We start from the raw sequence: 14,593 nt of genomic DNA, 5'->3' as shown, positions 1-14,593 counted from the left end.
GACTATTCCCCGGACGTGCCCTTGTCCGCGGATTCGTCGCCTTCGGTGCCCGGCGCCTCCTCGTCGTACAGCACGGGCCGGTCGTGCGGCTTCGTGAAGTCGGCGGGATCGACCGCGAGGATCAGGATCGACAGGATCAGCAGCGCGACGATGAAGATGCCGCCGGTGACGATGAACGCGAGGTTCCACGGCGGGATCGCGCCGTAGGTGCCGTTCGCGACGCTGCGCATCACGTCCTGGGTGAACGCGCCGGTGCCGATGAGCGTGACCGCGCCGGCGAACACGCCGCAGAGCAGGGACAGGCCGACGAGCTGCACCGGCTTCATCAGGTCGCGGCGCCGGGTCTTCTCGGTCATGCGGATCCTTCGTTCTCGGCCGGCGTCGGAGAGACGGCGGCGGTGTCGATCGCTGAGTTGGCTGGCCGTGCCGAGCCGCGCGGGCTGAGCCCTGCGATGCCCAGGAACACGGCGACGATCGCGGCGTAGGCGCCGAAGATGCCGACGGCGAGGGTGATGCCGGTGAGGGTGAACGTGCCCGCCTCGGCGATCGTGTAGTTCAGGGCGTAACCGGTCGGCACGCAGAGCAGGGCGACGGCGAGCAGGAGCCCGAGGCTGCCGATCAGGATCGCGTCGCGGGTGCCTTCCGAGGGCGCGCGTCCCTCCGCTCGGGCGACCCGACGACCGCGGATCCCGGCGATGAGCTCGACCGTGCCGCCGAGCACGCCCCAGGCGATCACGACCACGAAGAACAGCGGCGTGGTGCGCCAGGCGGGGACGCCTCCTGCCATGCCGGTGAGCCCGGCGATGACGGTCATCAGCACGTACGGCCAGCGCCAGCCGGGGGTGGCGACGAGCCAGGCTGAGATCGCGAAGATCAGACCGGTGACGAGGGCGAACCCGCTGAACACGGACAGGCCGATGGTCGCCGAGTGATCGGCGGTGAACGTGATCATCAGCGCCGCGACCGCCGCGAAGAGGGCGCGTGCGAGCTGCACATGGCGCAGCTGGAACGTGCGGGTGGCGGGCATGATGGATCCTCGGTCCGTGTGCTTCGAGAGCTCGGCAACCGCTGGGAGGGCGGGCGTACCCTGCCAGTCTACGCGCGGGATCCTAGGCGCCCGCCCGGATGGGGATCCGCCTCGGCGAGGTCCTGCGGATCCGGATCCTCGGCGGTCCTCCCGTCGCGGCGGCGCGGCTGCAGCTCGCTGAGCAGGGTTCCGGCGATGATCAGCGCGGCGCCGAGGATCGCGAGCGGCGGGATCCGCTCCCCCGCGATGCGGCCCACGACGCCGGCCCAGACCGGCTCGCCGGTGTAGATGATGGTGGCGCGGGTCGCCGACACCGAGCGCTGGGCCCAGTTCATGGTGAGCTGGATCACGCCGCTCGCGACGCCGAGCGCGACGCCGGCGATCAGCCAGATCCAGTCGAACGACGGCACCGACTCACCGACGAACGGCATGGTGAGAAAGCCCAGCAGCGCGGGCGTGAACAGCTGCACGACCGTGAGCCGGCCGACGTCGAAGCGCCCCGCGAACAGGCTGATGAGGATGATCTCGCCGGCGATCGGAACCGTGGCGATGAGAGTCAGCAGCTCGCCCTGGCCGAGCGAGAAGCTGCGCGAGCCGAGCCCCGCGACGAGCAGCAGCCCGACGAAGGCGAGGCCCGCGCCCAGCAGCGTCAGTGCGCGCGGCGGCTTGCGCAGCACCAGCCACTGCAGCAGCGGCACCAGCGGAACGTAGAACGCGGTGATGAATGCGCTCGTGCTCGAGTCGATCGTCTTGAGCCCGGCGTGCTGCAGTCCGTAACCGCCGTAGATCGCGGCGCCGATCAGCACGCCGGCGCCGATCTCGCGCCAGGTGATCCCGCGCAGCGACTTCCAGAAGATGGCCACGCTCACCAGTCCCGCGGCGAAGAACCGCAGACCGAGGAAGAACCAGGGCCCGGTGTGCTGCATCGCCGTGTGCACCGCGAGGAAGGTGCCGCCCCAGACGACGGTGATCGCGACGAGCGCCCACTCCTGCCGGGACAGCCCGATCACGCGACGGGAGGAGGGCGGGTTCACGGTAATACGTTACTCGGTCGTCGTCTCGGTCGTTGAGCGAGCACCGAGCGGAGCGAGGCGCGAGACGAAACGGGGAGATCCCCAGGAGAGCCCGCTCCGGGTGCGGGGGCGGTGCCGGCTCAGCCCGCGGTCGCGATCCAGAGCCGGCCGGATCCGGTGACCCTCAGCTCGGTCGCGCGGGTGACGAAGACGGCGGTGCCGCGGGGCGCCTCGAAGGCCGCCCCGATCGCGGCGAGCGCGAAGGATCCGTCGGTCGCGATCGCGATGGACGGGCCGGCGAGGGCCACCGAGGCGTCGCCCGTCACTGCGAGCAGCTCGAAGGGCACCTCGGCGCCGGAGGTGTGGATCCGCGGGCGGTAGCTGTGCACGCCGTCCGGCAGGACCAGGGGCAGCAGGTGATCGTCGTCGCTCGCGGCGAAGGTCAGCACGCGCTCGAGCTCGGGCACGTCGACGTGCTTGGGGGTGAGACCGCCGCGCAGCACATTGTCGCTCGGGCCCATGAGCTCGACGCCGCAGCCGCGCAGGTAGGCGTGGATGTTGCCCGCCGGCAGCCAGAGCGACTCTCCCGCCGCGAGCGTGACGTGGCGCAGCATGAGGGCGACGGCGATGCCGGGGTCGCCCGGGTACGCCGCTGCCAGCCGGGTGACGAGCTCGAATCGGGCGTCGGATCCCGCCGCCGCGACGAGCGCCGCGACCGCCTCGTCGACCGCGGATCCGCCGGCGAGCAGCCAGGAGAACCCGGCCCGCAGCCCGTCGGATCCGGCGAGCACCGCGCGCCACGGCGCGAGCGCAGCGGATCCAGACCCCGCGGCACGCGCGTCGAGGGCATCGACGTCCGCGAGGATCTCGGCGACCGGGCGGAAGCCGCACAGCGCCTCGAAGCCGTCGGCGAGCGCGACGATCAGCTCGGGCTTCGCGAACGGGTCCTTGTAGTTGCGGTGTGCGGCGTCGAGCGGGATGCCGCGCTCGTTCTCGTCCGCGAAGCCCGCCGCGGCCTGCGCCGGCGTGGGGTGGGCCTGCAGCGAGAGCGGACCGGCCGCGCAGAGGATCTTGAGCAGGAACGGCAGTCTCTCGCCGCTCTCCCGCTCCCAGCCCAGGAGCGTCGGCCAGGGCGCGCCGGCGACGGCGCGGGTCGGCGATCCGGGATGCGCGCCGAGCCACAGCTCCGCCTCCGGACCGCCGGATCCGGGCCGCCCGAGCACCTCGGCGACCCCGTCGATCCGCCCCCACGCGTAGTCGCGCGGGTCGTTCCCGATCTCGACGAACAGCGGGGTGGGGGGCGTGCTCATCCCGCCAGCCTAGGCGACGCCCGCGCCCCCGTTCGAGGAGCGATGTTTGCTCGACAATCGCGGTTTCGGGAGCAAACATCGCTCCTCGAACTGCGAACGGGGCGCAAGGCGACGAAGATGGCTCCATGAGCCAGCCCCGTCCCGCCACTGCGGCGACCGCCGCGATCCGCTCCGCCCGCGATCTGCTGCTCGCGCACGCGACCGACTACGCGGGCGCGCGCCGCACGTTCCGCTGGCCCGCGCTGCGCGAGTTCAACTTCGCCCTCGAGTGGTTCGACGTCGTCGCCGCCGAGAACCCCGACCGGCCCGCGGTGCAGATCGTGTCTGCCGACCTCAGCAGCCGCAGCTGGTCGTACGGCGAGCTGTCGCGCCGTTCGGATCAGGTCGCGCACTGGCTGCGCAGCCTCGGCGTGCACCGCGGCGACCACGTGATCGTGATGCTCGGCAACACGATCGACCTGTGGGAGACGATGCTCGCGCTCACCAAGCTCGGCGCGGTCGCGATCCCGACCTCCACCCTGCTCTCCCCCGCCGACCTCGCCTACCGCGCCGAGAAGGGCGAGGCCCGCACGGTCGTCACCCTGGCGTCGCTCGCGGATCGCGTGGCGGAGCTGCCGGAGCGGATGCTGCGGATCGCCGTCGTCGGCGAGGGCGATCACGCCCCGTCGGGCTGGCACGACTTCGCGTCGTCCCGGACAGCGTCGGCGGACTTCACGCCCGACGGCCCGACCCCGGCGACCGACACGAGCCTGCTGTACTTCACCTCCGGCACGACGAGCCGGCCGAAGCTCGTGCAGCACTCGCACGTGTCGTACCCGGTCGGGCATCTGTCCACGATGTGGTGGCTGGGGGTGCGCGAGGGCGACGTGCACCTGAACATCTCCTCGCCGGGCTGGGCGAAGCACGCCTGGTCGAGCTTCTACTCGCCGTTCCTCGCCGAGGCGACCGTGTTCGTCTACAACTACGACCGGTTCGACGCGAACACCCTCATGGAGGTCATGGAGCGGCACCACGTCTCCACGTTCTGCGCGCCGCCGACCGTGTGGCGCATGCTGATCCAGGCCGATCTCGGCCGCCTGCCGCACCCGCCGCGCGAGCTCGTCGGCGCCGGCGAACCACTGAACCCCGAGGTCATCGGGCGGGTGCGCGACGCCTGGGGCGGCACGATCCGCGACGGTTTCGGGCAGACCGAGATGACCGCGTGCGTCGGCAACTCCCCCGGGCAGGTGGTGAAGGACGGATCCATGGGGCGTCCGCTGCCGGGCTATCCGGTGGTGCTCGTGGATCCGGTCACCGGCGAGCGCGTGGACTCCGTGGAGGCGGAGGGCGAGATCTGCCTCGACCTCGCCGGCGGTCCGCTCGGGCTCATGGCCGGCTACCACGGCGACCCCGAGGCGACGGAGCGCTCGCGCGAGGGCGGCTTCCACCACACCGGCGACATCGCCACGCGCGACGCCGACGGCTACCTCACCTACATCGGCCGGGCCGACGACGTGTTCAAGGCCTCGGACTACAAGATCTCGCCGTTCGAGCTCGAGTCGGTGCTGCTGGAGCACCCCGACGTCGTCGAGGCCGCCGTCGTGCCGAGCCCGGATCCGACTCGCCTCGCCGTGCCGAAGGCGTACGTGTGCCTGACCGCGGCCGCGCACGACGACCTCGACGCGACCGCCGGCTCGATCTTCGCCTACGCCCGCGAGCGGCTGTCGTCGCACCAGTGGGTGCGCATCATCGAGTTCGTGCCGGAGTTGCCGAAGACGATCTCGGGCAAGATCCGCCGGGTCGATCTGCGCGCCCGCGAGGTCGAGCGGATCGCCGCCGGTGACGAGTCGGGCCAGCACCACGACCGCGACCACCGCTGAGGCGGCGCCCGCCCCGGTCGTTGCGCGAGCACCGACGGCGGCGGGAACTCAGGTTTCGAGGAGCGCGAAGCGTGGCGGAACGCCCGCCCCAGCAGCACTTCGCGCTCCTCGAACCGTGATCGCGTTCCCCGCCGCTAACCGCAGCTGACGGTCTGGTTGTTGACCACCAGCGTTCCGTTGGCGTTGGTCGTCATCGTGAAGGCGGCGTGCATGGCCAGCGTCTTCGACGAGTCCGAGACGTTCACGCCCTGGAAGTTGAACGTCGCGTGCTGGACGCTGCTCTTGTTGTTGTCCTCGGACCCGAACCACTCCTGGACGTGACCCATCCATGTGCCGGACGATCCGCCCCACATGGTGGTCAATGTCACCGTGCCTTCCTGGGTCGTCGTGAACCAGCTGTCGCCGGCGTTGTTGACGGTCAGATGGGTGACCATGTTCCCGGTACCCCAGAAGGCGGTCCATCCCGGTCCGTCGCATGTCACCGGGATGGCGTCGTTGATGGTGTTCGAGTGTGTCGTCGACGTCGTGTTCGCGCTCGCCGGTGCCGCTGCGCCGACGATCATCGCCGCAGCCAGGAGCGCCGTCGCCCCGAGCCCGGTCAACTGCTTCATCATGTCGTGCCCCTTGTCGGAATCAGGGACCGCGAGACACGCTGAGGCACCCGTCCCGATGGCGGGACGAGAAGTGGCCGCTGTCCCGATGTGAACTCGAACGGGCGATCGCGCGACTGTGAGGAGCCCTCGGACCGCCCCCCATGTACCCCAGCAGTCGGGATCATAGACCCGGCCCCGAGCGGGGTCAATACGCGCGACGAGGTCCGCGCGAAGAGCCGCGCGACGCCTCGGCGCAGACTCAGAAGTCGGCGATCACGAGCTTCTTCATCCGCATCATGTGCTCGTAGGCGTGCGGGCGCTGCATGAGCTCGGCCATGTTCGCCGGCACGATCTGCCAGCTCACCCCGAACCGGTCGATCAGCCAGCCGCACTGCTCCGCCGAGGGCACCGCGCTGAGCGCGTCCCAGAGCCGGTCGATCTCGTCCTGGCCGTCGCAATCGACCTGCAGCGACAGCCCGGGCGTGAACGAGAAGTCGCGGTCGACGTCCGAGTCGATCGCGGCCAGCCCCTGCCCGGCGAGGCGGAACTCGACGAACCGGATGGATCCCTGCGCGTCGGCCTCCCCCTGGACCGAGTACTGCACGACCCGTCCCACCCCCGAGTCGGGAAGCAGCGAGGTGTACAGCTCGATCGCCTCGTCGCCCTTGCCCTGCACCGCGCCGCCGAACAGCAGCGTGGGCGTGATCGGCGGCACCGGATCGGCGGCGGGATCCACGAGCTTCAGCTGCCAGCTCACGCCGTACTTGTCCTCGACCCAGCCGTACAGGCCGCTGAACGAGTACTCGCCGATGTCCATCAGCACGAGCCCCTCCTCTCCGAGGAGGGTCCAGGCGCGGTTGATCCACCCGCGCGCCGCGTGCTCGTCGCCGCCGAAGCGGAGCGGATCCACCGTCACCAGGAACGAGATCGCCGGGTTCGGGTGGAACTCGTTCCCGGCGTTGATCAGGGAGATCCGGTAGCCGTCGATGTCGACGTCCACCACGACCGCCTCCCCCGCGAAGGACTGCTGGAAGTCGGGCAGCCCCTCGGTCGGGTAGCGTGCCGTGACGCGGGACGAGGCGTTCTCGAAGACCGAGGCGTAGAAGGATCCGACGTCCTCCGCATTCCGGTTGCACCAGATGTTCGGAATGATGCGCTGAGACATGACGTGGCTCGCTCCTTGCGTGGCGGCTTCCCCCGGCTCCAGCGTGCGCGCCACCGCGCCGGGGCGCAACCCCTCAGCGACCTCCGACGCGGATTCCCTGCGGCGCGGGCACGATCGGCACCGGCGCGGTGATGACCGCGTCGACGACCATGGATCCGTCGGTCGGGCCCACCACCGCGATCGCCGTGGTCGGGGTGACCTCGACCGGATCCACGGGCATCCGGGCGAGCGCGCGGTGCGCCTTCACGGAGGCGGGGATGAGCAGCGCGACGGCGCCGATCCAGGCGAGCGGGTTGCTCAGCACGACGCCGACGTAGCCGGTCAGAGCGCCGAGCAGGACCGCGGCGCCCACGCGCATGACGAGCTCGATCACGCCGGTCACGGTCGGGATGAGCGTGTGACCGAGGCCCTGCAGCACCCCGCGCAGCACGAACAGCACGCCCAGTGCGACGTAGCTGAGGCCGTTGATCAGCAGCATCAGGCTCGCGAGGTGGACGACCTCGTCGGATCCGGATCCGATGAACAGCCGCACCATGACGGATCCGAACAGCACGAGCAGCGCGCCGAGCAGGACGGCGGTGACGACCGCCATCCAGACGGCCTCCTTGACGCCGCGGCGGATCCGGTCGGGGCGGCGACCGCCGAGGTTCTGCGCGGTGTACATCGACGCCGCGAGGCCGATCGACGCGAGGAACGCGATCGCCAGGCTGTCGACGCGGGACGCGGTCGTGTAGGCGGCGACGGCGTCGGGGCCGAGCGTGTTCAGGGCGACCTGCACCGTGATCGTGCCGATCGCGATGATCGACGCCTGGAAGCCCATCGGCAGTCCGAGGCGGAGGTGCCCGGCGATGTCGGCGCGGGTGATCCGCCAGTCCGCCCGGTGCACGTGCAGCACCGGGAGCCGTCGCCACACGTAGACGAGGCACAGCCCGACCGACACGGCCTGGGCGACGACGGTGGCCAGCGCGGCCCCGGCGACGCCCCACTCGAAGACGCCGACCATGAGGATCACGAGGGCGATGTTCAGCCCGCACGACACCGCGAGGAACACGAGCGGGCTGCGCGAGTCGCCGATCGAGCGGATCACCGCGGACAGGTAGTTGAAGAACATGACCGCGCTGCCGCCGGCGAAGGTGACCTCGGTGAACACGGCTGCCTGATCGAGCAGCACGGGCGGGGTCTGCAGCAGTTCGAGCAGAGGGCGGGCGATGAGCGGCCCGCCGATCGAGATGACGAGCGCGGCGGCGCCGGTGAGCAGGGTGCCGGTGGCGACGGAGCGGCGGACCGCGGCGTGGTCGCCGGCGCCGAAGGCCTGCGCGGTCGGGATCGCGAAGCCGCTGCTGAGGCCCCAGGCGAACCCGATGAGCAGGAAGATCAGGCTGCCGGTCGCGCCGACGGCGGCGAGCGCGTCGACGCCGAGGTGCCGGCCGACGACGATGGCGTCGGCGAACTGGTACAGCTGCTGCACGACGTTGCCGATCAGCAGGGGGACGGCGAAGGCGAGGATGACGCGCCAGGGGCGGCCGGTGGTGAGGATCGTGGCCATGATGCTCTTCGGGGGATGGGGGTGAGCGCGGAACCGACCTATCTTATCGAATCGATTCGAGTGCTGTCGACGCCTGGGGATGCTTCGACGGGGTTGCCCCGGCGGCCCGGGTCGCTTCGCGCGGAGATGTACGGCCTTCTCGGAGCGATTCCCGGAATCCGTCCGAAGTTCGCGCACATCTCCGCGCGAAGGATCCGACGCGGTCGGGGGTGCGGGTCGGCGCCCAACCGGATCGGGATCCGGCGCGGTCGGGCGGGGCGGATCCGTGCCAGGATCCGAGGCCTCGCGGCTCAGTGCCCGACGTAGGAGAACTGCACCTCGTTGTACCGATCGCCGGCGACGCCGAGGCGGCGCGCCAGGCCGTCGAGATCCGCCTTCTCGTCGGCCGACAGCGCGACGGCGGTGGATCCGGCGTTCTCCACGATCCGTGAGGTGCGACGGGTACCAGGGATCGGCACGATCCACGGCTGCTGGGCGAGCAGCCAGGCGAGCGCGATCTGCCCGGGCGTCGCGCCCTTGGCCTCCGCGAGCCCGGCGACGTGATCGACGAGCCGTTGGTTCGCGGCGCGGTTCTCGGCCGTGAAGCGCGGGATCGTCGTGCGGATGTCGCCGTCCGCGAACCCGGCGTCCGTGCTCACCGTGCCGGTGAGGAAGCCCTTGCCGAGCGGACTGAACGGAACGAAACCGATCCCGAGTTCGGCGAGCGTCGGCAGCACCTCGGCCTCGGGATCCCGCGTCCACAGCGAGTACTCGCTCTGCACGGCGGTCACCGGGAACACCGCGTGCGCACGGCGGATGGTCGCGGCCGACGCCTCGGACATGCCGAAATGGCGCACCTTGCCCTCGCGGACGAGCTCGCCGACCGTGCCGGCGACGTCCTCGATGGGCACGGACGGATCCACGCGGTGCTGGTAGAAGAGGTCGATCACGTCGGTGCGCAGGCGCTTCAGCGAGGCCTCGGCGACGCGGCGGATCTGTTCGGGCCGGCTGTCGACGCCGGTGTAGCGGCCGTCGGCCTCGATGTGCCAGCCGAACTTCGTCGCGATCACGACTCGGTCGCGGATCGGCTCGACCGCCTCGCCGACGAGCTCCTCGTTGACGTAGGGGCCGTAGACCTCGGCCGTGTCGATGAGGGTGACGCCGTGGTCGAGAGCCGACCGCAGCACCGCGATCATGTCGTCACGGCTGCCCGGGTTCGGCCCGTAGCTCTGCGACATGCCCATGGCGCCGAGCCCGATCGCCGAGACGGCGAGGCCGGCGCCGTCGATGCCATGGCCGAGGGTGCGAGTGTGCATCGGTGTGCTCCTTCTGTGGCGGGTTCCTGAGGACGTGATCCAGCCAACTCCGATCGGCGCGGCGCTGCCAGGGTCTGTCAGGGCCGGGATCCCGAGGCCCTCCCCGCACCCTTGACAGGGGGCGTGGAGGGGTTCAACGTGGCACGGGGGCGACCGATCGGAGACAACCGCATGACCACTGCACTCGTCGTCGGTGCGAACGGAGCGATCGGGGAGGCCGTCTCTCGGCGGCTCGCCGAGGCCGGGCACCGTCTCCTCCTCGTCGCGCGCAGGTCGGATCCGCTCATCGCGCTCGAGTCCGACCTCGCCGACGCGGGCTTCGACGCCGTCGCCGGGGCGTTCGACGCGTCCGTGCGCGGCGCGCTCGAATCCTTCCTCGCCGCGCACGCGCCGGACGGCATCGGCGTCGCCGTGAACAACCTCGGCGTCTCGCACTACCCGACGCCCCTCGCCGCCCTCGACGAGAGCGAGCTGGAGCGCGTGATCGCGGTCGATCTGCTGGGCCTCGCCCGGTGCCTGCGGGCCGAGCTCGCGGTGATCCACGACGGCGGCGCGATCGTGAACGTGTCGTCGACGGCGGGGATCGGCGGGGCGCCGGGGATGTCGGCCTACTCGGCCGCGAAGCACGGCGTGGTCGGGCTCACCCGGACCACGGCGCTCGACGAGGCCGCGCGCGGGGTGCGCGTCAACGCCGTGGCGCCCGGCCCGATCGCGTCGGGCGGTGTGCTCGCGCAGTCGGAGGAGGTCCGCGAGCGGATCGGGCGGTTCGTCCCGATGCAGCGGATGGGGCAGCCGGAGGAGGTCGCCGAGGCGATCGCCTGGCTCGCGTCCCCCGCGGCGTCGTTCGTGACAGGGGTGGTCCTGCCGGTGGACGGCGGGAAGACCGCCGCCGCCTGAGCCGTCCGGCTCGATCCGAGGGCGTTGAGCGAGCCTTGCGGTCCTCCCCGGGGTCGTTGAGCGAGTCCTGCGATCCTCCCCGGGGTCGTTGAGCGAGCAGCGACGCAGTCGCAGCGAGACGAAACGCGGTCTTCCGAGGGGTTGCCTCGTTTCGTCTCGCTGCGCTCGCTCAACGACCCCGAGGGGCGAGAGGGTCGACGCTCAGCGGAACCGGCGGAGGCGCAGGCTGTTGCCGACCACGAACACGCTGGAGAACGCCATCGCGGCGCCCGCGAGCATCGGGTTGAGCAGGCCCAGCGCGGCGATCGGGATCGCGGCCACGTTGTAGGCGAAGGCCCAGAACAGGTTCGCCTTGATCGTGCCGAGCGTGCGCCGGGAGAGCCGGATCGCGTCGGCCGCGGTGCGCAGGTCGCCCCGGACGAGCGTGATGTCGCTCGCCTCGATCGCGACGTCCGTGCCGGTGCCCATCGCCATGCCGAGGTCGGCCGTCGCGAGCGCGGGGGCGTCGTTCACGCCGTCGCCGACCATCGCGACGACGCGTCCGTCGGCCTGCAGCCGCGCGACGACGTCGACCTTGTCCTGCGGGAGCACCTCCGCGAACACCTCGTCGATCCCGACCTCGGCGGCGATCCGGCGGGCGACCGCCTCGGTGTCGCCGGTGAGCAGGATCGGCGTGAGCCCGAGCCGCTTGAGCTCGGCGACCGCCTCGGCGCTCGACGGCTTCACCGTGTCGGCGATCACCAGGAGGCCGCGCACGGATCCGTCCCAGCCGACCGCGACCACGGTCTTGCCGCCGGCCTCGGCCTCGGCCTTCGCCGCCGCCACCTCGGGGCTGAGGTGCAGTGCCCAGTCGGCGAGCAGCGCCTCACGGCCGACGAGCACCGCGTGGCCCTCGACGACGCCCTGCACGCCGCGACCCTCGATGTTCTGGAACGACTCGACGGGCGGGAGGGAGCGCGTTTCGTCTCGGTCGCCTGCGGCGTCCTCGCTCAACGACCCCGAGGGGGCGGGGTCGCCTGCGGTGTCCTCGCTCAACGACCCCGAGGGGGCGGGGTCGCCTGCGGTGTCCTCGCTCGACGACCCCGAGGGGGCGAGCGCGGCCCGGGCGATCGCCTGGGCGATCGGGTGCTCGGAGGCGTGCTCGAGGGCGCCGGCGAGGCGGAGCAGCTCCGCCGGATCCGTCCCCTCCTCGGCGATGACGTCGACGAGCGTCATCCGTCCGCTGGTGACCGTGCCGGTCTTGTCGAGCACGATCGTGTCGACCCTGCGGGTGGACTCGAGCACCTCGGGGCCCTTGATCAGAATGCCCATCTGCGCGCCGCGGCCGGTGCCGACGAGCAGCGCGGTCGGTGTCGCGAGGCCCAGGGCGCACGGGCAGGCGATCACGAGCACCGCGACGGCGGCGGTGAACGCCGCCGTGGCGGGCAGGCCCGCGCCGAGCCAGGCGCCGAGCGCGATCACGGCGATCGCGATGACGATCGGCACGAAGACGCCGGAGATCCGGTCGGCCAGGCGCTGCACCTCGGCCTTGCCGGTCTGCGCGTCCTCGACGAGTTTCGCCATCTGCGCGAGCTGCGTGTCGGATCCGACCCGCGTCGCGCGGACCACCAGTCGCCCGCCGGCGTTCACGGTCGCGCCCGCCACGGCGTCTCCCGGCCCGACCTCGACCGGGACGGATTCGCCGGTGAGCATCGACGCGTCGACTGCGGAACTCCCCATGACCACGACGCCGTCCGTGGCGATCTTCTCGCCCGGCCGCACGACGAACTCGTCGCCGGCCGCGAGCTGCCCGATCGGGATCCGCACTTCCTCGGTCCCTGAGCCCGTCGAAGGGCGGAGCACCGCGACGTCCTTCGCGCCGAGCTCCAGCAGCGCGCGCAGTGCGGCACCGGCGCGGCGCTTGGATCGCTTCTCGAAGTAGCGTCCGGCGAGGATGAACACGGTCACGCCGGCGCCCACCTCGAGGTAGATGTTGCCCGCGCCGGTGCCCGGCTCGAGTGCGAACGAGAAGGCGTGCCGCATGCCCGGCATGCCGGCCGTGCCGAGGAACAGTGCGTACAGCGACCAGCCGAACGCAGCCAGCGTGCCCATCGAGATGAGCGTGTCCATGGTCGCGGCGCCGTGGCGCAGGTTCAGCCAGGCGGCGCGGTGGAACGGCCACGCGCCCCAGACGACGACCGGGGCCGCGAGCGCGAGCGACGCCCACTGCCAGTACGTGAACTGCAGCGCCGGGATCATCGCCATCGCCACGACGGGCACGGTGAGGATGGTGCCGATCAGGAGCCGGGTGCGCAGGGAGCGCAGCTCCGGGTCGTCGGATCCGGTCCCCGAGCCCGCCTCTCCGGTCCCTGCGCCTGTCGACGGGACGTCCGGCGTCACGGGCTTCGGCAGGGCCGCCGTGTACCCGATGTCCTCGACCTGAGCGATGAGCACTGTCGGGTCGAACCCCTCGGGCAGCTCGACCTTCGCCTTCTCCGTGGCGTAGTTCACGGTGGCGGTGACGCCGTCGAGCTTGTTCAGGGTCTTCTCGATGCGGTTCGCGCAGGAGGCGCAGGTCATCCCGCCGATCTCGAGCTCCACGCTGTTCGCGCTCACGGTCATGGGTGCGTCTCCTCCCGTATCGATTGTCCGTCGGATCCGGGGCGGTTCGGGCCGCCCCGGAGAGTGTGCGTCAGTGGTGTGCGGCCTTCGCGTCCAGCACGAACGCCGCGGTGTGCACGGATCCGTCCACCTGGAAGTCGAAGTACAGCAGGTAGCGGCCGGCGGTCGGCACGTGCGCCGCGAAGCGCACGTCCGGGCCGGACGTCGCGCCGGGCGCCGGTGCTTCGCCCGGCTCCGCGACCGGGGCCCCTTCGGGGTGCACATGCAGGTAGGCGAGGTCGCCCTCGCGCAGCGCGACGAGGTGCCCGAACGCGCCCAGGTACGGCTGCAGGGTCGTGACGGGGGCGCCGTCGCGGCTGATGGTCACGGTGAGCTCGGAGGCGGATCCGGGTACGAGGTCGCCGGCGATCCCAGCGTCGAAGCCGTCGACGCGGGTGGTCGCGCTCGTCGCGGGGGCGGCCGGTGCGAAGGGTCCGGCCACGTCGACCGTGCGGGCGAGTGTGACGGGATCCGCACCCCGGGCGGCGAAGTCCGTGAAGACCCGGTACGAGCCCCCGGCATCCCACGTCCACGGGATGCTCCAGGTGCCGGTGGCCCGGTCGAGCGTCGGGTGCACGTGCCGGAACCGCGCGCCGTCCGTGCGGACGACGATGAGGTGCAGCTCCTTCTCGTGCTGCGGCTCATAGGCGGTGACCGGGGTGCCGGATCCGTCCAGGATCCGGAAGCTCAGCGTGCCCGCCTCGCCTGCCGTGGCCGGGGCCGAGACGGGGGCGAGGGTGTAGCCGCCCGCGGCGAGCGCGACCCCGGCCGGGGTGTCGTTCGCGGTGTGGGCGCTGTGGTCCATGGTCGTGGATCGGTGCGCGTCGTGTCCGTTCATGCCGTCCTCCTCGTCCTGCTGCTTCTCGTGTCCTGCGGTCGGGCCGTGCGCCTGCCCGGGCGCCGCGCCGCGCGGGGCGACCGCGGCCGCGGTGCCGAATGCGACGGCGAAGGCCGCCACGAGCGCCGCGCCGTACAGGCCGAGCCGTCCCGCGGTGTTCATCAGGCGCGGACCGCCCGGTACCCGGCCTCGTCGACCGCGGCGAAGACCGCGTCGTCGTCGAGCTCGGTCGTCGCGGTGACGACGAGACGGCCGGTGGCCGCGCTCACGTCGATGTCGCCGACGCCGGTGATCCTGCCGACCTCGCGGCGGACCGACGCCTCGCAGTGCCCGCAGGTCATCCCGGTCACCCGGTACTCGGTGGTGGTCATGTCGTCTCCTTCGCTCGATACCCGATCCGGGTATCCGAC

Annotated in this window: 13 protein-coding genes; 2 read left to right on the top strand and 11 right to left on the bottom strand. The window is 71.7% G+C overall.

Features of this window, described 5'->3' with window-relative positions; all coding sequences use genetic code 11:
- Positions 1–2 precede the first annotated feature (2 nt).
- The 4 genes from RBR11_RS13255 to manA form a co-directional block, all read right to left on the bottom strand.
- Positions 3–356: a hypothetical protein gene (locus tag RBR11_RS13255; RefSeq protein ID WP_308489823.1), complete on the bottom strand. Its 354-nt coding sequence runs from the start codon at positions 354–356 to the stop codon at positions 3–5.
- Entirely contained in the window at positions 353–1,027 is a 675-nt protein-coding gene (locus RBR11_RS13250) for an acyl-CoA synthetase (protein ID WP_308489822.1), read from the bottom strand. Before RBR11_RS13250 ends, RBR11_RS13255 begins: the two co-directional genes overlap by 4 nt.
- Before the next feature lie 68 nt (positions 1,028–1,095).
- On the bottom strand, positions 1,096–2,061 hold the full coding sequence (locus RBR11_RS13245; RefSeq protein ID WP_308489821.1) for a DMT family transporter: 966 nt from the start codon (positions 2,059–2,061) through the stop codon (positions 1,096–1,098).
- 119 nt (positions 2,062–2,180) lie between these two features.
- A complete protein-coding gene (gene manA, locus RBR11_RS13240; protein ID WP_308489820.1) occupies positions 2,181–3,350 on the bottom strand; it encodes a mannose-6-phosphate isomerase, class I in 1,170 nt (389 codons plus the stop codon).
- A 125-nt stretch (positions 3,351–3,475) separates the two neighbouring features.
- On the opposite strand from manA, the gene RBR11_RS13235 reads away from it, so the two are divergent.
- Entirely contained in the window at positions 3,476–5,209 is a 1,734-nt protein-coding gene (locus RBR11_RS13235; RefSeq protein WP_308489819.1) for an AMP-binding protein, read from the top strand.
- 134 nt (positions 5,210–5,343) lie between these two features.
- On the opposite strand, the gene RBR11_RS13230 is transcribed toward RBR11_RS13235, so the two are convergent.
- The 4 genes from RBR11_RS13230 to RBR11_RS13215 form a co-directional block, all read right to left on the bottom strand.
- Positions 5,344–5,823, bottom strand: a complete 480-nt coding sequence (locus RBR11_RS13230; protein ID WP_308489818.1) for a hypothetical protein — start codon at positions 5,821–5,823, stop codon at positions 5,344–5,346.
- Positions 5,824–6,061: 238 nt separating this feature from the next.
- Entirely contained in the window at positions 6,062–6,967 is a 906-nt protein-coding gene (locus tag RBR11_RS13225; protein WP_308489817.1) for a VOC family protein, read from the bottom strand.
- Between the two features lie 73 nt (positions 6,968–7,040).
- Positions 7,041–8,513 carry an MATE family efflux transporter gene (locus tag RBR11_RS13220; protein WP_308489816.1) on the bottom strand — a complete coding sequence of 491 codons (1,473 nt, stop codon included), beginning with the start codon at positions 8,511–8,513 and terminating at the stop codon, positions 7,041–7,043.
- Between the two features lie 290 nt (positions 8,514–8,803).
- Positions 8,804–9,808, bottom strand: coding sequence for an aldo/keto reductase (locus RBR11_RS13215; protein ID WP_308489815.1), 1,005 nt, complete (start codon positions 9,806–9,808; stop codon positions 8,804–8,806).
- 171 nt (positions 9,809–9,979) lie between these two features.
- Here RBR11_RS13215 and RBR11_RS13210 point away from each other — a divergent pair, with 171 nt between their 5' ends.
- Complete coding sequence (locus RBR11_RS13210) at positions 9,980–10,705, top strand: SDR family NAD(P)-dependent oxidoreductase (protein WP_308489814.1); 726 nt, start codon at positions 9,980–9,982, stop codon at positions 10,703–10,705.
- Between the two features lie 201 nt (positions 10,706–10,906).
- Here the strand turns inward: RBR11_RS13210 and RBR11_RS13205 are convergent, their stop codons facing one another.
- The 3 genes from RBR11_RS13205 to RBR11_RS13195 form a co-directional block, all read right to left on the bottom strand.
- Positions 10,907–13,306, bottom strand: a complete 2,400-nt coding sequence (locus tag RBR11_RS13205) for a heavy metal translocating P-type ATPase (RefSeq protein WP_308489813.1) — start codon at positions 13,304–13,306, stop codon at positions 10,907–10,909.
- Positions 13,307–13,376: 70 nt separating this feature from the next.
- On the bottom strand, positions 13,377–14,345 hold the full coding sequence (locus RBR11_RS13200; RefSeq protein ID WP_308489812.1) for a heavy-metal-associated domain-containing protein: 969 nt from the start codon (positions 14,343–14,345) through the stop codon (positions 13,377–13,379).
- Entirely contained in the window at positions 14,345–14,554 is a 210-nt protein-coding gene (locus RBR11_RS13195; RefSeq protein WP_308489811.1) for a heavy-metal-associated domain-containing protein, read from the bottom strand. Before RBR11_RS13195 ends, RBR11_RS13200 begins: the two co-directional genes overlap by 1 nt.
- Positions 14,555–14,593: the final 39 nt, after the last annotated feature.

This window comes from Microbacterium capsulatum, from assembly GCF_030865425.1.
GTDB lineage: Bacteria > Actinomycetota > Actinomycetes > Actinomycetales > Microbacteriaceae > Microbacterium > Microbacterium capsulatum.
This window is presented reverse-complemented; position numbering and strand designations above follow the sequence as displayed.